Source organism: Streptomyces sp. NPDC001594 (assembly GCF_042893675.1).
Lineage (GTDB): Bacteria > Actinomycetota > Actinomycetes > Streptomycetales > Streptomycetaceae > Streptomyces.
In genome coordinates this window covers 56,399-75,578 of record NZ_JBIAVB010000022.1, presented here as the reverse complement: position 1 = coordinate 75,578, position 19,180 = coordinate 56,399, and the positions used below count along the sequence as shown (strand labels likewise).

Genomic DNA, 19,180 nt, shown 5'->3' with positions numbered 1-19,180 from the left:
TCCGGCCCCGGACCCGGCCCCGGGTCCGACCCACGGCCCCGCCGGGACCCGGCCGAAGTCGGCACGGTCGGGCCCGGGAGCACGGCTGCAAGCGCCCCGGAGGCGAACCGAGCCCTAAAAGAACAGCGCGGCGGGGCGGACCGTGCCCGGGCCGAAGCGGGCGTTGGCGCGGTCGATGGCGGCTTCCACCGTGAGGCGGGCCTCGCGGACCGGGTCCAGGGAGAGCTGCCGGGTCACGCCCTCCGCCGCCGTGAGGTCCTCGGCGCGCAGCACCATGCCGGTCAGCCGGGCCCGTTGCAGGCCCGCCGCGTCCATCAGGCGGTAGGCGAGGGTGCGCAGGTCCTCGTCGTGGGCGGAGGGTTCCACCAGCCGCCGGGAGCGCTCCCACCGGGTGCCGCCCGCGAACTGCAGGGTCAGGCACAGGGATCGGGCGGCCTGGCGGCGCCCGCGCAGCTGGGCGCCGAGCCGGACCACCAGGCCGAGCAGGGCGGCCCGGGCGTGCGGGCCGTCCAGTTCCTGGCGGGCGAAGCCGGTCCGGACGGCGGCGGAGGAGGGCAGCCCGCGCGGGGTGACCGGGCGCGGGTCGATCCCGCGGGCGCGCTCCGCGACGAGCCGTCCGGCCCGTTTGCCGAGGATCCGCTCCAGGACCCCGGGCGGGACCTGGGTGAGCGCCCCGACGGTGTGCAGCCCGAAGCCGCGCAGCGCCTCGGCCTGGCGGGAGCCGAGCCCGTACAGGGACTCCACCGGCAGGGGTGCGAGGAAGCCGGGCACCCGTTCCCCGGGCACGGCGAGGACTCCGCCGGGCCCGTCGACGCGGGCGGAGGCCATGGCCGCCACCGCCCAGGTGTCGGCGACGCCGATCCGTACGTCCGTGCCCAGCCGGGCCACCGCCCGCAGCCGGACCACCTCGGCGATCCGGGCGGCGTCGGCGCCGAAGTACCGCCGGGCACCGCGCACCTGGACCAGCGCGGCCCGCGGCGGCAGGGCCTGGAGCAGCGGGGAGAACTCCCGCAGCAGCTCCAGCACCTCCCGGTAGCCCTCCCCGGTCACGGCGGGACCGCAGCGCACGTGCAGCACCCCGGCCCCGCCGGGATCGGGAGGAAGGACGGGGGCGGGGGCGGGCACGGGGGCCGGTGCCGTCGTCATCCCGCGCTCCCCGGGCTGGAGTGCCACAGCTTGCGGCCCGTCGCGGCGCGGTCGCCGGGCGGCTGGAGGTCGGCCCACGGGTTCATCTCGTAGCCGGTCGCCAGGTGGATGCGCCGGCCGCTGTCCCCGGGCCCGGCGGGCAGCGGCTGCGCCAGCCGTGCCGTGACCGCCTCCAGGCCCTCGTCCTCGCGCAGCCGCACCAGTTCCGCGAGGTCCCAGGCGGCCGCCCCGACCACGCTCAGGCTCTGCGGGCCGCGCCGCTGCACGACGCCGCGCACCAGCAGCAGGAAGGAGTGGAAGACGGTGTGCGCGCATGCCTCCTGGCTGTCGTCGAAGAAGGCCAGGTCGACCAGGCCGGTGCCGTCGTCCAGGGTGGTGAAGATGACCCTCCTCCCGGAGCGGATCGGCGGGGTCTGGGTGGCCGCCTTGGCGCCCGCGACGAGCACGGTCCGGCCGTGCGCGGTCTCGCGCAGGCGGTGGGCCGGGACCACTCCCAGTTCGGCGAGGAAGGCGTGGTGGCCGTCCATCAGGTGGCGGGAGGCGTCCATGCCGAGGACGCCGAGCTCGGTGCTGAGCCGTTCGGCCTCGGTCAGGTCGGGCAGGCCTGCGGGGGCGGTGGACCGGCCGCCGCCCAGGGGCAGTTGGGTCGCGCCCTTCGCGCCGGCGGCGCGCTGGGCGCCGTGCAGCTCCGTCAAGTGCAGCAGCAGGTCGCGGCGGTTCGCTCCGAAGGCGTCCAACGCGCCGACCTGCGCGAGCCGTTCGGCCACCGGGCGGCCGGGGTGGGCGCGGTCCCAGAAGTCGCGCAGGGAGGCGTACGGCTGCCCGGCCTCGATGCGCAGGGCCTCGGGCCCGCTGATGCCGTGGACGTCGGACAGGGCGAGCCGCAGCCCCCAGACCCCGGGCCCCCGCCCCTCCGACTCGTCGGACACCAGTTCGATACGGTGGACGACCGCCGAGTGGTTCACGTCCAGCGGCAGCACCGGCACGCCCCGGCGCCGGGCGTCCGCCAGCAGCAGCCGCTTGGGGTACATGCCGGGGTCGTGGGTGAGCAGCCCGGCGTAGAAGGCGGCCGGGTGGTGGGTCTTGAGCCAGGCCGACTGGTACGTGGGCACGGCGAAGGCCACCGCGTGGGCCTTGCAGAACCCGTAGCTGCCGAAGGCCTCGACGATCTCCCAGGTCCGGGCGACCACCTCCGCCGCGTAGCCGCGCCCGGCGGCCGTCGCCGCGAACCAGGCCTTGATCCGGCCCTGCGACTGGGGGTCGGAGAGCCCGCGCCGCACCCGGTCGGCCTCGTCGCGGCCGCAGCCGGTCATGACGTGCACGATCTCGATGATCTGCTCGTGGAAGACCACCACCCCGTAGGTCTCGCGCAGCGCGTCGGCGAGGTCCTCGTGCGGGAAGCGCACCGGCGCCCGCCCGTGCCGGGCCTCGATGAACGGCCGCACCATGTCGGCGGCCACCGGCCCCGGACGGAACAGCGAGATGTCGACGACCAGGTCGTGGAAGGACGACGGCTGGAGCCGCCCGACCAGGTCCCGCTGGCCCGGGGACTCGATCTGGAAGCAGCCCAGCGTCTCGGCCGAGCGGATCAGCTCGTACGTGGGCGCGTCGCCCGGCGGGACCTGCGCGGGGTCGTCGAGGTCGAGCTCCTCCCCCGTGGCGCGCCGGATCTCGGCGACCGCGTGCGCCATGGCGGACTGCATCCGCACGCCCAGCACGTCGAGTTTGAGCAGGCCGAGGTCCTCCACGTCCTCCTTGTCGAACTGGGACATGGGGAAGCCTTCGCCGCTGGTGGGGACCACGGGGGTGCGCTCCAGGAGGGTGGCGTCGGAGAGCAGCACCCCGCACGGGTGCATGGCGGTCCCGCGCGGCAGCGCGTCCAGCGCCTCGACGAGGTCCCACATCCGGGCGTGCCCCTCCCCCAGTGCCTCTTCGCGCATGCCGCGCAGCTCGGGCAGTTCGGCCAGGGCCGCGCGGGCGTCGCGGGCGCGGATGTGCGGGAAGGCCTTGGCGAGCCGGTCGACGGCGGCCGGGTCCATGGACAGGGCGGCGCCGACGTCGCGGATGGCGTGGCGGACCCGGTAGGTCTCGGGCATGGCGACGGTGGCGACGCGTTCGGTGCCGAAGCGGGCGATGATCCGGCGGTAGACCTCCAGGCGGCGGGCGGATTCCACGTCGATGTCGATGTCGGGCAGGACGCGGCGGCGCCGGGACAGGAAGCGTTCCATGAGCAGGCCGTTGGCGACGGGGTCGGCGTGCGCGATGCCGAGGAGGTGGTTGACGAGGGAGCCCGCGCCGGAGCCGCGGGCGGCCACCCGGACGCCCATCTCCCGCACGTCGTCCACGACCTGGGCGACCGTCAGGAAGTACGAGGCGTAGCCGTGGAAGGCGATGACGTCGAGCTCCTCGTGCATCCGGTCCCAGTAGGCGCGCTCGCCCGCGTAGCCGCGCAGCACCATGCCGGCGGAGGCGCGGGAGGCGAGGACCCGCTGGGCGGTGCGGTGGGCGGCGCCGACGAGGCGGGGCTCGGGGAAGTGCACGGAGCCCAGACCGAGGTCGTCCTCGGGGTCGACGGCGCAGGCCTCGGCGGTCTCGCGGGTGCGGGCGAGCAGCCGGCGGGCGTCGGCGGGCCGCAGCCCGGCCGCCTGCGCGATCCGGTCGGCGGTGTCGGCCATGGCGGCGGGGTCCTTCAGCCACCGCTCGCCGCTGTCGAGGGGGCCCCGGGGGTCGACGGGGACCAGCCGGCGGGCGGCGTCGAGGACGTCGGCGACGGGTCCCTGGCCGGCGTCGGCGTAGCGGACGGCGTTGGTCAGCACGGCCGGGACGCCCTGTTCGGCGGCGAAGCCGACGGTACGGGCGGCCAGGCGCAGCGAGCCGGGGCCGGTGCCGGGGCGGCCGTGGTGGACGGCCTCCAGGCGCAGGGCGTCCCCGTAGCGCTCCCGCCAGGGCGCGAGCAGCCGCGCGGCCCGGTCGGGGCGCCCGGCGGCCAGCGCCCGCCCCACCTCGGATCCGGGCCCGAGCAGCACGAACACCCCGCCCCCGCCGAGCGCCCCGAAGGGCACCAGAAGCCCCTGGCCTCCGGCGGGGTGCGGGAACCCCGCGTCCCCGGCCCTGCCGGAGGTACCCGCGCCGCCCCGGCCGGCCGCACCGGCGCCCGGCTCCGCGCACCCGTCGTCACCGGCGAACGCGGCGCCGAAGGAGGAGCCGGCCCGGCCGAAGGAGGAGCCCGCCCCGGAGGCGGAAGCCCCGGCCGTGCCGGAGGCGGCGTCCGCGCCGGAGCCCGGCGCGGAGCCGGAACCCGGCCAGGGGCCGCCCGCGCCGGCCGGGGCGTGGGCGGCGGTGACCAGGCGGCAGAGTTCCGCCCAGCCGGCGGCGCCGTCGCGGGCCAGGAAGAGGGCGCGGGGGGCGGACTCGTCCACGAAGGCGCCGCCCCTCACGGGCACCCGCCGCCGGTACGAGGCCTCGGCCCCCCGGCCGGCCGGGCCGGAGCCGCCCGGCCCCGTGGGCGACCCCGCAGGGGACACGGCCAGGTCCACCCCGAACAGCGGCCGGATCCCGGCCGCCGCGGCCGCCTTCGCGAAGCGGACCGCCCCCGCGAGGGTGTCGCGGTCGGTCAGCGCGAGGGCGTCCATGCCCCGCTCGGCGGCGCGTTCCGCCAGCCGCTGCGGGTGCGAGGCGCCGTAGCGCACGGAGAACCCCGAAACGGTGTGCAGATGCGTGAACCCGGGCACCCGCGGCCCTCCTGCTTCCCTCGACCTTCTTGCCCTCCCCCTTCTCCACCATAGAGCAATTCGAATACCCGTGCGAAACACTTGTTCGATCATCCATTCGGCCCGCCCCTGCTGCGCCCGGCCCCCGGCGCGCGGAGCGTGGGGGCATGACCCAGCCCACCCCCCGCCCCGAGGCCGACGCGGGCCCCTCCGGCGGGTTCCTCGCCGAGCTCAAGGACGCCGTGACCACCCGGGCCGCCGTGCTCGTCCTGGGGGTGCTGGCCCTCCAGCTCGCCTTCATCACCTCCTACATCGGGGCCTTCCACCACCCGAAGCCCAGCGAGATCCCCCTCGCCGTGGCCGCCCCCGCCGAGCCGGTCGCCGCGCAGGCCGCGCAGCGGCTCGCCGCCCTGCCCGGCAAGCCGCTCGACCCCCGGGCGGTCGCCGACGAGGCGACGGCGCTCGCGCGGATCCGCAACCGCGAGGTGGACGGCGCGCTGATCGTCGACCCGGCCCGCCCGAACGACCGGCTGCTGGTGGCGAGCGGTGCCGGGGCCTCCCTCTCCCAGGCCCTGGAGCAGATCGTCGGGGCGGCCGAGAAGTCGCAGGGCCGGGGCCTGACCGTCGTGGACGTGGCCCCCGCCGACCGGGGCGACAGCCGCGGCCTGAGCTCCTTCTACCTCGTGGTCGGCTGGTGCGTGGGCGGCTACCTGTGCGCCGCGATCCTCGCCATCAGCGCCGGCGCCCGGCCCGCCAACATCCACCGCGCCCTCATCCGGCTCGGCGCGCTGCTGCTGTACGCGATCGCCGCCGGGCTGCTCGGCGCGGTCATCGCGGGCCCGGTGCTGGGCGCCCTGCCGGGCTCGATCGCGGCCCTGTGGGGGCTGGGGACCCTGGTGGTCTTCGCGGTCGGCGCGCTCACCCTGGCCCTCCAGGGGCTGGCGGGGGTGGTCGGCATCGGCCTGGCGATCCTGCTGGTCGTGGTCTTCGGCAACCCGAGCGCGGGCGGCGCCTACCCCTACCCGCTGCTGCCGCCGTTCTGGCGGGCGATCGGCCCGGCCATGCCGCCGGGCGCGGGAACGTTCGCCGCGCGGTCCGTCGCCTACTTCCGGGGCAACGGCGCGGCCGGCCCGATGCTCGTCCTGTCCGCCTGGGCGGTGGCCGGGGCAGCCGTCACCCTGGCCTGCGCGAGGGCCCGCCGCGGTCGGCCGGGGGCCGCGGTGGGCAGCGGCCTGCCCGACCAAGCCCCCTGAGGCCGGACCGTCGCGCCCTATCGCATCGGCCTCCCCGGGAGCACAATCACCCTGACTGCTCGCGCCTGACGTGAGGGAGGGAGCGCGTGCGCGAAGAGGTGCGCACCGCTGACGGACGCGTCCTGACGGCGGAACACTGGGGCGACCCGGACGGAAAGCCCGTATTCCTGCTCCACGGCATGCCCGGCAGCCGGCTCGGCCCGGCCCCCCGGGGCATGGTCCTCTACCAGCGCCGGGTCCGGCTCATCGCCTACGACCGGCCCGGCTACGGCGGCTCCGACCGCCATCCGGGGCGCAGCGTGGCCGACGTGGCCCAGGACGTGGCCGCCGTCGCCGACGCCCTCGGCGTGGACACCTTCGCCGTCGCCGGCCGCTCGGGCGGCGCTCCCGGGGCCCTGGCCTGCGCCGCGCTGCTGCCGGAGCGGGTGACGCGGACGGCGGCCCTGGTCCCCATCGCGCCCCGGGACGCGGAGGACCTGGACTGGTTCGCGGGGATGGCCGCCTCGAACGTACGGGAGTACACCACCGCCGCCGCCGACCCCGAGGAGCTCACGGCCCGGCTGATCCCGCGCGCCAGCGGTATCGCCCGGGACCCCGGGCGGCTGCTGGACGAGCTGCGGCGGGAGCTGACCGCCAGCGACCGGATGATCGTCTCGGACGCCGGCCTGCGGTCGATGCTGCTGCGCAACTACCGCGAGGGGGTCCGCACTTCGGCGTTCGGGTGGATCGACGACATGCTCGCCGCCAGCAGCCCGTGGGGGTTCGACCCCGCCGACATCCGCTGCCCCGTGCTGATCTGGCACGGGGAGCTCGACGTGTTCTCCCCGGTGGGCCACGCCCGCTGGCTGGGGCGCCGCATCCCCGGCGCCACCACCACCATCGATCCGGACGCCGCGCACTTCGCGGCCCTGCGCGCGCTGCCCGACGTCCTCACCTGGCTGCTGCGCGAACTGCCCGCCCCCTCCGTGGAGGAACAGCAGCCCGCCTGAGGGGCTACGGGGTCTCCCGCGCCGCCTCGGCGAGCAGGGCCAGGACCTCGGCCAGGCGGGCGCGGACGGCGGGGTCGGCCACGGTCCCGTCGGCGCCGACCGTCCCCCGGTCCACCGGGATCCGTACGCAGGCGGCGTCGACCACGGCCGCGCCGGTGTAGCCGAGGACCGTGCGCAGCGTGGCCTCGGCGCCCCCGCCCCGGCCCGGGGCGGCCGCGTTCACCCAGGCCACGGGCTTGTCGGAGATCTCGCTGCCGCCCACCGTCCAGTCGAGCAGGTTCTTGAACGAGCCCGGCAGGGTGCCCGCGTACTCCGGGGTGCAGACCAGCAGCGCCGCGGCCCCGGCGATCGCCTCCCGCAGCGCGGCGACCGGTGCGGGCAGCGGGTCGGCGTCGTCGTCGGGGTTGAAGTGCGGGAGGTCCGCGAGGCCTTCGTAGCGGACGGCGGCCGCGGCCCCTTCGGCGACGGCTTCGGCGGTGCGCAGCACGGCCTCGTTGACGGAGCCGGCGCGCAGGCTCCCGGAGAGGAGCAGGATGACGGGAAGTGCGGGTGACGTGGGCATCCGTCCACGCTAGCGACCGGACCGGAGCACTCTCCCGGCACCCCCGGAGAACTGGATCTTGCCGTCCGGCGAACGGCCGAATACGGCACCTCGATTATTCCCCCACTCTTTCTATAGAACGCTTGACCAGGCGTCATGTCTCGGTTGCCAATGGGGTGCGGACGAGTAAAGTCCGAGCCAGACGCCGGCGGCGCGCCGGAGTCATTCCCTCCCCTTCCCTACGGCCTCCCCGAGGACGGTGCCATGAACACTTCCGCCACCCCTCCGACCAGCGCGGACAAGGACCTCCGGGTCCCCCTCGACAAGATCGACGTCCGCAATGCGTCCGTCGCCGCGGCGCTCGGCCGGGTACTGCCGTCGGAATCCGGTCGTCACGCGCAGGCACCGATCTTCAACTCTGCGCTCTGACCATGCAGTACGCGCTCTAGACTGGTGGAATGACCGGCCTGATCGCATTTCGCGAGATCGTCCTGAAGGTTCACAGCAGATGCGATCTTGCGTGTGATCATTGCTATGTCTACGAACACGCTGATCAGAGCTGGCGAGCCCGGCCGAAAGTGATCTCCCCCGGGGTCATTTCCCGGACCGCGTCGCGGCTCGCCGAACATGCCCGTGACCATGCACTCCCCTCCGTCACGGTGATCTTCCACGGAGGGGAACCCCTGCTGGCGGGCCCGGAGCGACTCGGCCTCGCGTGCGAGGAGTTCACCCGCGCGCTCGCCGGGACGGCCGACCTCGACCTGCGGATCCACACCAACGGTCTCCAGCTGAGCCCCCGTTACCTGGACCTCTTCGCCGAGTACGGCGTCCGGGTCGGCGTCTCCCTCGACGGGGACCGCGCGGCCAACGACCGCCACCGGCGCTTCGCCGACGGCCGCTCCAGCCACCCGCTGGTCCTGGAGGCCCTCGCCCTGCTGCGCTCGGAGCCCTACCGCCACCTCTACCAGGGCCTGTTGTGCACGGTGGACGTGGCCAACGACCCGGTCGGCGTGCTGGACGCCCTGGTCGCGCTGGAGCCGCCCCGGGTGGACTTCCTGCTCCCGCACGCCACCTGGCAGACCCCGCCGCCCCGGCCCGGCGGCGCGCCCGACGCGTACGCCCGCTGGCTGCTGCGGGCCTTCGACCGCTGGGAGGAGCTGGGGCGGCCGGTGCCGGTCCGCCTCTTCGAGTCCCTGCTGTCCACCCTGCGCGGAGGGCCCAGCCTGACGGAGTCCCTGGGGCTGGCCCCGACCGACCTGGTCGTCGTCGAGACCGACGGGACGCTGGAGCAGGTCGACTCCCTCAAGAGCGCCTTCGAGGGGGCCGCCGCCACCGGGTTCAACGTCTTCGACCACCCCTTCGACCTGGTGGCGGCCCACCCGGGCGTGCGGGCCCGGCAGCTGGGGCTCGCGGGTGTCAGCGGCACGTGCCGGCGGTGCCCTGTCGTTCGTTCGTGCGGCGGCGGCCTCTACACCCACCGCTACCGGGAGGACGGCCCCGCCGGAGCGGGCTTCGACAACCCCTCCGTCTACTGCTCCGACCTGCGGGAACTGGTGGAGGGGGTGGAGGGCCGGACGGCCGCCCGGGAGACCGCGCCGGAGCTGGCCGACCCGGCCGAGCTCGCCCGTTCCCAGGAGGAGCTGACCCGCGCCCTGCTGGCCCGGTTGCACGGCGAGCTGGCCGGCGCCCCGGACTGGGCGCGGGCCTGGGAGCTGCTGACCGGGGTCGAGGGGGCGGACCCGGACGCGCTGGACGCCGTACTGGGGCACCCGTTCACCCGGACCTGGGTGCTGGAGGCCCTGGACGCCGCCCGCGAGGGCCGCCTCGACGCCCCGGGCGCCGCCCGCAGGCTGGCCGCGCTGGCGGCGGCCGCCGTCCTGCGCGGGGGGCTGGAGCCGGCGGCCGAAGTGGCGTACCGGGACGGCGAGGTGTACCTCCCGACGCTGGGCCTGCTGCGGCTCGGGGAGCCCGGTACCGAGGGCCGGGCCGCGCTGCACGCCACCGGCGAGGGCTACGCGGTGGTCCGGGCGGGCCGCACCGAGCACCGCTTCGGCCCGGCGGCGGGGGACGCGCGCTGGCTGCCCGTACGGACCTGGCGGCCGGGGCCGGCCCAGCGGCCGGTGGCACTGGAGGACCTGGACCCGTACCGCAACTGCTTCGCCCGCCCGCCCCGGCTGCGGCTCGGCGCCGGTGAGGCCGACGCGTGGCGGCGCCGGCTCGACGCGGCCTGGGCCCTGCTGCACCGCACGGTCCCCGAGTTCGCCCGGGCGGCCGCGGCCGGGCTGAGCACCCTGACCCCCCTGGCCGGCGGCCCCCGGGCGCAGGGCTGGGGCGAGGCCGGGCGGCACGGGCCGGGCGCGCTCGGGGTCCCGTACGCGGCCGGGGTGCGGGAGACCGCGCTGGCCCTGCTGACCGGGCGGCGGCGGGCCCGGCTGCGGGCGCTGACCGAGGTGACGGACCTGTACGCGCTGGACGGGGCCTGGCAGCACCCGTCGCCCTGGCGGTCCCGCCCGGTGCCGGTGTCGCGACTGCTGGCCGACGTGCACGAGCGGGTGGCGGTGGAGGCGTACCGGCGGGCCACGACCACCCAGGAGCCGGGCGGCGCGGACCGGATCCACCGGGCCCTGGACCACCTGTCGGAGGCGGCCGAGCTGACGGTGACCGGCAAGCGGCTGGTGGAGGAACTGCGCTGGGAACTGAAGGCGGTGGACGCGTGACCTCCCCCCTCCCGCGCGGGAACTCCGCGCTCCGCGTGCCGCGTTCCTTATCCGGACCCGCCCAGGCGCCCGCCCGCGCACCCGCACCCCCGAGTGCCCCCGCCCTGGCCGTGCAGCTGCGGCTGCTCGGCGTGCGCCCCGGCCGGCGGCTGCTGGTGCACGCCGCGCTCGGCGGCACCGGCCTGCGTCCGCAGACCCTGCGCGAGGCCCTGACGGGAGTGCTGGGCCCCCACGGCACCCTGGTGGTCCCGGCCTTCACCGCGGAGAACTCCCTCACCTCCTCCGCCCACCTGGCCAGGATCTCCGGGCTCGACGCGGAGGCGGTGGCGGCCTTCCGCGCGCGGATGCCCGCCTTCGACCCGGAGCGCACCCCGAGCCAGGGCATGGGCGCCCTCGCCGAGGCGGTCCGGACCGCGCCGGGCGCCGCCCGCAGCGGCCATCCGCAGACCTCATTCGCCGCGCTCGGCGCGGACGCGCACCGGATCTGCGCGGAACACCGGCTGGAATGCCATCTCGGCGAGGATTCCCCGCTGGGGAAACTGTGCTGGGAGGGAGGACAGGTTCTCATGATCAATGTGGGATTCGAGTCCTGCACCGCTTTCCACCTCGCGGAGTACCGAATTCCGAAGCCCCCCTTGCGCATGTACGACTGTGTGGTGAAGGTGAACCCTTCGGGCGGCCCACGGGGGAAGGGGCACGAGGGGGAGTGGACCAGATACGAGGACGTCGCCCTGGACGACGGTGATTTCCCGGAGATCGGCCGGGCATTCCCGGATTCGCTCCTGCGCCGGGGAAAGGTGGGCGGGGCGCCCGCCGTCCTCTTCTCCATCACGGACGCCGTCGATCACGCCCAGACCTGGATGACCGAAAACAGACGCTGATTGACTGAACGAGGAGGGGATGTGGCGAAGGAGCTCCGGAATGATGTTCCTTCGCTCGCATCTTCGGGACGGGGGTCGTGTGCCCGCATCAGTGCAGCCGTATTTTTTCCTGAGTTACGCGCATACGCCGAGGTTCGGGCCCGGAGGACCCGACCCGGACATGTGGGTGGAGCGGCTCTACCGTGATCTCTGCAACCACATCATGGCGCTGACCAGCCTGCCCGCCGGCTCCGAGGTCGGCTTCATGGACCGCGAGATACGCAGCGGCGAGGGCTGGTCGGAGCGGCTCGGGGCGGCGCTCGCCACCTGCCGGGTCTTCGTCCCCCTGTTCTCGCCGCGCTACTTCGCCAGCCAGATGTGCGGGAAGGAGTGGTTCGCCTTCGCGCAGCGCGCCATCCAGGTGGGCGCCGCCAGCGACGAGAAGACCGAGGCCATCGTCCCCGCCCTGTGGGTGCCGGTGCCTCCCGCGCAACTGCCGCTCCCCGCCGAGCGGTTGCAGTTCAACCACAGCACCTTCGGCGAGCGCTACGTCACCGACGGGCTGTACGGGCTGATCAAACTGCGCGGCTACGCCGAGCAGTACGAGCACGCCGTGTACGAACTGGCCCGCCACATCGTCGGGGTGGCCGAGAACGTCCGCCTGAAACCGGTCCGCCCGCTGGACTACCGGGTGGTGCCCAGCGCCTTCGGCCCGGCCGGCGGCCGCCACGGCAGCCCCTCCGCCCGCACCCTCCACGTGACGGTGGCCGCCGCCTCCCGGCACGACCTGCCCGAGGGCCGCAGCCCCGAGTACTACGGGGAGAACGCCCTGGAGTGGAACCCGTACCACCCCGCCTCCCGGCGGCCGGTGGCCTACGTGGCCGAGGAGCTCGTCAAGAACCTCAACTACCAGACCACCCTCTCCTCCTTCGACGACGAGGCCGGCCACTTCGACAGCAAGCAGCCGCCCACCCGGCCGGAGATCCTGATCGTCGACCGCTGGGCGGTGGAGGACGAGCACCGCCGCCAGCGCCTGGCCGCCTTCGACCAGGAGCACCGCCCGTGGATCAACGTGGTGGTGCCGTGGAACCGCTACGACCACCAGAGCCGGGCCAAGGAGGAGGAACTGGCCCGCCGGCTGGAGGAGACCCTGCCGGTCAAGATGAGCCAGGGCCGGGCCGCCTGCCGGGCCGCCGCCAACGGCGTGGCCAGCATGGAGACGCTCGGCCAGATCCTCCCGCAGGTGGTCGAGGCGGCCGCCCAGCAGTTCCTCAGACACGCCCAGGCGTACCCGCCGGCCGGGCACGCCCCCACCGAACGCCGGCGCCTGGTCGGGCCGATGGGGATGAGCGACCCGCCGCCGGCCCCCTTCCCGCCCACCGCGCACCCGTACGGGCCGGAGGGCGGCGACGCAGCCGACACAGCCGACGACAGCACCGAAACCGACCGGGGGGACACGGATGACAGCCAGTCGTGACAGCCGTGACGGACGCATCGTCACCTTCTACTCGTACAAGGGTGGTACGGGCCGCACGATGGCGCTGGCCAACACCGCCTGGATCCTCGCCTCCAACGGCAAGCGGGTGCTCGCCGTGGACTGGGACCTGGAGGCCCCCGGCCTTCACCGCTTCTTCCACCCCTTCCTGGACCCCTCCACGCTCGGGGCCACCACCGGGGTCATCGACCTGATCAGCGAGTACGCGTGGGCCGCCACCAGCCCGGTGCAGCGGGCCTCCGACTGGCACAAGGACTACGCGCGGATAGAGCCGCACGCGGTCTCCCTCAGCCCGGAGAACCTGGGCTGGGACTTCCCCGACGGGGGCACCCTCGACTTCGTCTCGGCGGGCCGGCAGAACCGCGAGTACTCGGCGACCGTGTCCACCTTCGACTGGGACAACTTCTACGACCGGCTCGGCGGCGGCCTCTTCTTCGACGCCCTGCGGGCCGACATGAAGCGCAACTACGACTACGTGCTGATCGACAGCCGCACCGGCCTGTCCGACATCGCCGACATCTGCACCGTCCACCTCCCCGACGTCCTGGTCGACTGCTTCACCCTCTCCGACCAGTCCATCGACGGCGCCGCCTCCGTCGCCCGGCAGATCGACGAGCGGTTCAACGACCGCGGCATCCGGATCTACCCGGTGCCGATGCGCATCGACGAGGGCGAGAAGGAGAAGGCCGACGCGGGCCGGGCGCTGGCCCGGATCAAGTTCGACCGGTTCCCCGGCGGGCTCGTGGGGGACGAACTGACCGCCTACTGGGGCGCGGTGGAGATCCCGTACCGCCCGTACTACGCCTACGAGGAGACCCTGGCCACCTTCGGCGACGAGGCCGGGCTCACCAACTCGCTGCTCTCCGCCTTCGAGCGGCTGACGGCGGTGGTGACCGAGGGCGAGGTCACCTCCATGCCGGTGATCGCCGAGGAGGTCCGGCTGCGGATCCGGGACGCCTTCACCCGCCGCCGCCCGGCCCTGCCCGCCGACCTGTTCCTCTCCTACGTCGCAGAGAACCGGATGTGGGCCGACTGGATCGAGTCGGTGCTCACCCGGGCCGGCTTCCGGGTGGTGCCCAGGGACGTCTCCGCCGAACGCCCGCCGGCCCCCGAGGGCGGCGCCGGCGACACCCTGGGCGGCGGGACGGGCATCAGCCTGGACACCGCCGGCCGGACGGTGGTGCTGCTCTCCAGCGCCTACCTCAAGTCGGCCCGGGCCGTGGACGTGTGGAACCGGGCCGCCGCCGAGGACCCCACCGGGGGCCGGCGGCACCTGGTGCCGCTGCGGGTGGGCGACGTGCGCCTGGCCACGCCGTACATCGACCGCAACCCGGTGGACCTGTTCCGGCTCGACGAGGTGCACGCCACCGCCGCCCTGCTGCGCGCGGTGGAGCGGCCGACGGCCCTCGCCGACACCGTCGCCGGCGCCTCCCAGCCCGGCCCCCGCTTCCCGGGGACCGTCCCCAAGATCTGGAACGCGCCGCCCCGCAACCCCGGGTTCACCGGCCGCAGCATGGTGCTGGAGCGGATGCGCGACCAGCTGGGCGGCGGCATGGCCGTGGTGCTGCCGCAGCCGCAGACCCTGTACGGGCTCGGCGGCGTCGGCAAGACGCAGGTGGCGCTGGAGTACGTGCACCGGTTCATGGCCGACTACGACCTGGTGTGGTGGATCTCCTCCGAGCAGACCGACGACGTGGTCGCGGCCCTCGCCGAACTCGCGGTACGGCTGGGCGCGCAGACCGGCGAGGACATGGCGGCCGCCTCCCAGGAGGCCATCGACCTGCTGCGCCGCGGCGTGCCGACCTCGCGCTGGCTCCTGGTCTTCGACAACGCCGACGATCCCGAGACCCTCAAGCGGTTCTTCCCGCCGGGCGGTCCGGGGCACGTGCTGGTGACCTCCCGCAACCAGTCCTGGTCCCAGTACGGGGACGCGCTGCCGGTGGACGTGTTCCTGCGCGAGGAGTCCGTCGAGCACCTCCAGCGCCGGGCGCCCGGGCTCACCAAGGAGGACGCCGAACAGGTGGCGGTCGCGGTGGGCGACCTGCCGCTGGCCGTGGAGCAGGCCGGGGCCTGGATCGCGGAGACGGCGACGCCCGTGTCCGCGTACCTGGAGCAGCTCGCGGAGCAGACCGCGCGGGTGCTGGGCCTGAACCAGCCGGCCGGGTACCCGCAGCCGGTGGCCGCGACCTGGAACGTGTCCATCGAGCGGCTCCAGTCCCGCTCCCCCGCCGCCGTGCGCCTGCTCCAGCTGTGCGCCTTCTTCGCGCCCGAGCCGATCTCCGCGAACCTGCTCTACAGCAAGGAGATGATCGACGCGCTCAAGCCGTACGACGCCTCCCTCCAGGAGAAGCTGGTGCTGGGCCGGGTGATCCGGGAGATCGGCCGGTTCGCGATGGCCAAGGTCGACCAGGTCGGCAACAGCATCCAGGTGCACCGGCTGGTGCAGGCCGTGATCCGGGCGCAGCTGTCGGAGGAGGAGCAGCGCGAGGCCCGCCACGCGGTGCACCGGATCCTGGCGGGGGCCCGCCCGGACGACGACGAGCCGATAGACAACCCGGCGACCTGGCCGAAGTTCAACACGATCTGGCCGCACCTGAACCCGTCGGAGGCGCGGTTCTGCAAGGAGCCGGAGACCCGCCGGCTGCTGATCGACCGGGTCCGCTACCTGTGGAAGCGCGGTGACTTCAAGGCCGCGTACACCCTGGGCGAGGAGCTGCGCGAGGCCTGGCGGGAGATGCTCGGCAGCGACGACCTGCAGTACCTGTACCTGCGCTTCCACCTGTCGAACATCCTGCGCTCGCAGGGCCGGTTCGTGGAGGCCAAGGAGCTGGACGAGGTCACGCTGGAGCGGCAGCGGGAGGCGCTGGGGCCCTCGCACCCGCACACGTACATGACCACCAGCGGGCTGGCGATGGACCTGGGCGCGCTCGGCCGGTACGGCGAGGCGATGGAGCTGGCGACGGCGGCCCACGAGGGCTTCGGCCAGATCTTCCACGAGGCGCACCCGCGCACCCTGGCGGCGGCGAACAACCTGGCGCTGAACCTGCGCATGGTCGGGCAGTACGCGCGGGCCAGGGAGATCGACCAGGAGGTCTTCGACCGGCGCACGGAGGTGCTGGGCCCGGACCATCCGTACACCCTGTCCTCGGCCCAGAACCTGGCCCGCGACCTGCGCGAGGTCGGCCGGTACGACGACTCGGTGCAGCTGCTGGGCCGGACGTACGAGATCTACAAGCGGACGCTGGGCCGGGCCTTCCCTGGCACCCTGTCGGCGGCGAAGAACCTGGCGGTGTCGCTGCGGCGGGCCGGGGAGCTGGAGGACGCGCTGCGGCTGACGACGGCGACCCGCAACCGCTACCGGGCCAAGTACACCTCGGTCAACCCCGACCTGCTGGCGTGTGAGCTGAACCTGGCCTCGGACCTGTTCGCGACCGGTGATCCGGGCGCGGCGCGGGAGCTGGCGCAGGAGGTGGTGGACGAGTACATGAAGGTGCCGGGCGAGAAGCACCCGTACACGCTGGCCGCGCTGAACAACCTGGCGGTGTTCCACTGGGGGACGGGCGCGGCGGAGACGGCGGAGCCGCTGCTGCGGCAGACGATCCGCAGCATGCGCGAGGTGCTGGGCGACAACCATCCGCACACCATCTTCGCGCACCTGAACCTGGCCAACGCCCTGGCGGACCTCGGTGATCCGGAGGGTGCCCTGGAGCTGGAGCGGGAGGCGGTGGTGCGGCTGCGCGAGGCGCTCGGCGCGCACCATCCGGAGACCCTGGCGAGCTCGTCGAACATGGCGGTGAGCCTGGACATGACGGGCCGCAAGGAGGAGGCGGCGCGGGTGCGGGCGGAGGCGGTGTCCGAGTTGGCGCGGCTGCTCGGGGAGGACCACGGTCTGACCCGGTACGCGCGTGACGAGCGGCGGGTCCACCGGGACCTGGAGCCGCTGGCGGTGTGATCCGACGAGGGCGGCGGGGCTTTCGGGCCCCGCCGCCCGGGAGCGAGCGCAGGGGGCGCCGTGACCGACAGCATGACCTTCAGGGGCGAGGACCTGCCGGCCCTCTTCCACCACACCGATCAGGCGGCGGTCTCCCGGCAGCGGGAGTCCGTCCAGGCCACGCGGACGCAGCTGGTGCTGCTGGTCGTGGCCGCGGGGGCGGGCGCCCTTCCGGCGGGGCCGGCGGCGGGCGGGGCGCACCTGTTCGCGGCGCTGAGCGCGCTGGCGTACGCGGGGGTGCTGGCCGTGGGGGTGCGGGCGACGCGGCGGCGGGCGCGTCCGCAGTGGCAGCTCAACCGGAGCGCGGCCGAGTTCATCAAGTCGCTGGCGTGGCGGTACGCCGTGCACGGGGCGCCGTTCGGCAGTGAGGTCGCCGGGGTGGAGGGGGTGTACCGGGCGCGGTTGGAGAAGGGGCTGGACGAGCTGCGCAAGATGGGCTGGCGGGATCCGCGGGCGGAGGGCCTGGTGCCGGAGGGGGCCGAGATCACGGGGGCGATGCAGCGGCTGCGGGGGCTGGGGTACCAGGTGCGCCGGGAGACGTACGTCCGGGACCGGCTGATCGAGCAGCGGACCTGGTACCAGCGCAGGGCGGAGGGCTCGCGGCGGGCGACGGCGCTGTGGTCGTGGACGATCGTGCTGCTGACCTGCCTGGGGCTGGTGTGCGCGCTGTCGGGGGCGTTCGGTTCGGGCCCTGGGGCTTCGGCTGCGGCGGGGGTGACGAGTGCGGCCGCGGCGGCGGCGATCGCCTGGAACGAGGTGCGCCGCCACCATCCGCTGATCGAGGCGCACACGCTGATCGAGCAGGACCTGTCGGCGATGATGGTGGTGATGCAGACGACGATCACGGAGTCGCAGTGGCCGTCGGCGGTGTACGAGACGGAGCGGTACGTGTCGCCGCAGCACACCGACTGGCTGGCCCGGCACAGCAGTTGAGGCGTGGTCCGGGGGCGCGGTTCAGTCGCGGGCCGCGCCTTCGGGCCAGATGACGGTGACGGGTTTGCCGAGGGCCCGGGCGTAGGCGACGATCTCGCCGGTGCCGCCGTGTCCGCGGGCCGGGAGGCCGTCCCAGACGGCGACGAGCCGGTCGCAGGTGTCGGCGATGTAGGTGCCGGCGGCGTAGTAGGCCTCGTCGGTGGAGCGGGGGAAGGCCATCACGACCTCCTGGGTGGCCCGTTCCCTGAGGCGGCGGTAGGCGGCGAGGCCGCCGCCGTCCCGGAAGGTGTCCTCGTAGTCCCCGCTGGGGATGACGACGGTCAGTTCGGCGCCGTATTCGAGGGCGATGGCGGCGAAGAGCTGGTCGGCCCCGTCGGCGAGGCTGGACAGGGCCTCCAGGGGCCCCGGGTGCCCGCCGAGGACGGCCCGCAGGCCCGCCTCGACCTGGGCGAGGCAGGCGTCGGGAATCGCCCGGTGGCCCGTCACGCCGATCCGCTTCATGCGAGCTTCTCCCCCCGGTGGACGCCCTAGGGCCTGTCGTCAAACCCCCGTCGTCGCCCGCGGGGCAGACGGGGGTTTGACGACAGGCCCTGACATCCTCCCAGAAGGCGGGAGGACGTCCAGGGGGCCTGCGCCGGGGTGGGGTTTCCGTGCCGTCAGTAGACGCTGACGCCGTAGGCGCTCAGGGCCTCGGTGACGGGCTGGAAGAAGGTGGTGCCGCCGGAGCTGCAGTTGCCGCTGCCGCCGGAGGTGAGGCCGACGGCGCGGCTGCCGGAGTACAGGGGGCCGCCGCTGTCGCCGGGTTCGGCGCAGACGTTGGTCTTGATCATGCCGTAGACGACGTCGCCGTTGCCGTAGTTCACGGTGGCGTTGAGGCCGGTGACGGAGCCGCTGTGGATGCCGGTGGTGGAGCCGCGGCGGGTGACGGACATGCCGTTGGTGGCGTCGACGGCGCTGGTGATGTCCTGGTTGCCGACGGTGCCGGGCGGGACGGGACTGTTGCTGGCGTACTTGATGAGGCCGTAGTCGTTGGTGGGGAAGCTGGAGCCCACGGTGGTGCCGATGGTGGTGGTGTGGGAGGTGCTGGTCCACCAGGTGCCGGCGCCGTCGGTGCAGTGGCCGGCCGTCAGGACGTAGTAGGTGCTGCCGCTGCGGACGTTGAAGCCGAGGGAGCAGCGCCAGCTGGTGGCGTAGATGGCGTCGCCGCCGGAGAGCAGCTTCCTGATCTTCCCGGGGGTGCGTTCGATGCGCAGGGCGGCCGCGTCGGGTCCGGCCTCGTGGCGGATTCTGGCCAGGTCGGCCTGGGTGACGGTGGAGTCGGCGGTGACCACGAGGGTCCCGGTGGCGGGGTCGGTGTGCCAGGCGGTGCCGGCGACGTCGGCGCGCAGCACGGAGGCTCCGGCGGCGGCGAGCCGGGCGGCGCTGAAGCCGGAGTCGGCGGGGTCGGCGCTGGCGGCGGTGGGGGCGGCGATCGCGGCGGCGGCGGCGAGACCGGTGGCCACGGCGAGCAGCCGGAGTCGGGCGGTGCTGTTGGTCCTCACTTCA

Annotated in this window: 13 protein-coding genes; 8 read left to right on the top strand and 5 right to left on the bottom strand. The window is 74.6% G+C overall.

Features of this window, described 5'->3' with window-relative positions; translation table 11 throughout:
• Positions 1-114 precede the first annotated feature (114 nt).
• The gene (locus ACFY0O_RS33530) at positions 115-1,146 is read right to left on the bottom strand and encodes a hypothetical protein (protein ID WP_388953869.1); all 1,032 of its coding nucleotides are present in this window, start codon (positions 1,144-1,146) and stop codon (positions 115-117) included.
• Entirely contained in the window at positions 1,143-4,877 is a 3,735-nt protein-coding gene (locus tag ACFY0O_RS33525; protein ID WP_388953866.1) for a DNA polymerase III subunit alpha, read from the bottom strand. Before ACFY0O_RS33525 ends, ACFY0O_RS33530 begins: the two co-directional genes overlap by 4 nt.
• A gap of 146 nt (positions 4,878-5,023) precedes the next feature.
• On the opposite strand from ACFY0O_RS33525, the gene ACFY0O_RS33520 reads away from it, so the two are divergent.
• Together ACFY0O_RS33520 and ACFY0O_RS33515 are read left to right on the top strand one after the other, a co-directional pair.
• Entirely contained in the window at positions 5,024-6,109 is a 1,086-nt protein-coding gene (locus ACFY0O_RS33520) for a DUF3533 domain-containing protein (RefSeq protein WP_388953863.1), read from the top strand.
• A gap of 86 nt (positions 6,110-6,195) precedes the next feature.
• Positions 6,196-7,098: an alpha/beta hydrolase gene (locus ACFY0O_RS33515; protein WP_358895067.1), complete on the top strand. Its 903-nt coding sequence runs from the start codon at positions 6,196-6,198 to the stop codon at positions 7,096-7,098.
• Positions 7,099-7,102: 4 nt separating this feature from the next.
• On the opposite strand, the gene ACFY0O_RS33510 is transcribed toward ACFY0O_RS33515, so the two are convergent.
• Entirely contained in the window at positions 7,103-7,660 is a 558-nt protein-coding gene (locus ACFY0O_RS33510; RefSeq protein ID WP_388953861.1) for an NADPH-dependent FMN reductase, read from the bottom strand.
• 243 nt (positions 7,661-7,903) lie between these two features.
• On the opposite strand from ACFY0O_RS33510, the gene ACFY0O_RS33505 reads away from it, so the two are divergent.
• The 6 genes from ACFY0O_RS33505 to ACFY0O_RS33480 all read left to right on the top strand — a co-directional run bounded on the left by ACFY0O_RS33505 (position 7,904) and on the right by ACFY0O_RS33480 (position 17,635).
• On the top strand, positions 7,904-8,068 hold the full coding sequence (locus tag ACFY0O_RS33505; protein WP_388953858.1) for a hypothetical protein: 165 nt from the start codon (positions 7,904-7,906) through the stop codon (positions 8,066-8,068).
• 29 nt (positions 8,069-8,097) lie between these two features.
• Positions 8,098-10,356, top strand: coding sequence for a radical SAM/SPASM protein FxsBH, inactivated beta-hydroxylase extension form (fxsBH, locus tag ACFY0O_RS33500; RefSeq protein ID WP_388953855.1), 2,259 nt, complete (start codon positions 8,098-8,100; stop codon positions 10,354-10,356).
• Between the two features lie 104 nt (positions 10,357-10,460).
• Entirely contained in the window at positions 10,461-11,237 is a 777-nt protein-coding gene (locus ACFY0O_RS33495) for an aminoglycoside N(3)-acetyltransferase (RefSeq protein WP_388954020.1), read from the top strand.
• Positions 11,238-11,280: 43 nt separating this feature from the next.
• A complete protein-coding gene (locus ACFY0O_RS33490; RefSeq protein WP_388954019.1) occupies positions 11,281-12,693 on the top strand; it encodes a TIR-like protein FxsC in 1,413 nt (470 codons plus the stop codon).
• Positions 12,677-16,663 carry an FxSxx-COOH system tetratricopeptide repeat protein gene (gene fxsT, locus ACFY0O_RS33485; protein WP_388953851.1) on the top strand — a complete coding sequence of 1,329 codons (3,987 nt, stop codon included), beginning with the start codon at positions 12,677-12,679 and terminating at the stop codon, positions 16,661-16,663. The genes ACFY0O_RS33490 and fxsT overlap by 17 nt, the downstream gene beginning before the upstream one ends.
• 72 nt (positions 16,664-16,735) lie before the next feature.
• Positions 16,736-17,635, top strand: coding sequence for a DUF4231 domain-containing protein (locus ACFY0O_RS33480; protein ID WP_388954016.1), 900 nt, complete (start codon positions 16,736-16,738; stop codon positions 17,633-17,635).
• A 21-nt stretch (positions 17,636-17,656) separates the two neighbouring features.
• Here the strand turns inward: ACFY0O_RS33480 and ACFY0O_RS33475 are convergent, their stop codons facing one another.
• Positions 17,657-18,136, bottom strand: coding sequence for a hypothetical protein (locus ACFY0O_RS33475; RefSeq protein WP_388953848.1), 480 nt, complete (start codon positions 18,134-18,136; stop codon positions 17,657-17,659).
• Positions 18,137-18,291: 155 nt separating this feature from the next.
• Positions 18,292-19,176, bottom strand: coding sequence for a S1 family peptidase (locus ACFY0O_RS33470; protein ID WP_388953845.1), 885 nt, complete (start codon positions 19,174-19,176; stop codon positions 18,292-18,294).
• Between the last annotated feature and the right edge of the window lie 4 nt (positions 19,177-19,180).

Coding starts and splice junctions, on each gene's coding strand:
- ACFY0O_RS33530 (WP_388953869.1), bottom strand. CDS start 1,146: ATGACGACGGCACCGGCCCCCGTGCCCGCCCCCGCCCCCGTCCTTCCT.
- ACFY0O_RS33480 (WP_388954016.1), top strand. CDS start 16,736: ATGACCTTCAGGGGCGAGGACCTGCCGGCCCTCTTCCACCACACCGAT.
- ACFY0O_RS33520 (WP_388953863.1), top strand. CDS start 5,024: ATGACCCAGCCCACCCCCCGCCCCGAGGCCGACGCGGGCCCCTCCGGC.
- ACFY0O_RS33505 (WP_388953858.1), top strand. CDS start 7,904: ATGAACACTTCCGCCACCCCTCCGACCAGCGCGGACAAGGACCTCCGG.
- fxsT (WP_388953851.1), top strand. CDS start 12,677: ATGACAGCCAGTCGTGACAGCCGTGACGGACGCATCGTCACCTTCTAC.
- ACFY0O_RS33510 (WP_388953861.1), bottom strand. CDS start 7,660: ATGCCCACGTCACCCGCACTTCCCGTCATCCTGCTCCTCTCCGGGAGC.
- fxsBH (WP_388953855.1), top strand. CDS start 8,098: ATGACCGGCCTGATCGCATTTCGCGAGATCGTCCTGAAGGTTCACAGC.
- ACFY0O_RS33475 (WP_388953848.1), bottom strand. CDS start 18,136: ATGAAGCGGATCGGCGTGACGGGCCACCGGGCGATTCCCGACGCCTGC.
- ACFY0O_RS33490 (WP_388954019.1), top strand. CDS start 11,281: ATGTTCCTTCGCTCGCATCTTCGGGACGGGGGTCGTGTGCCCGCATCA.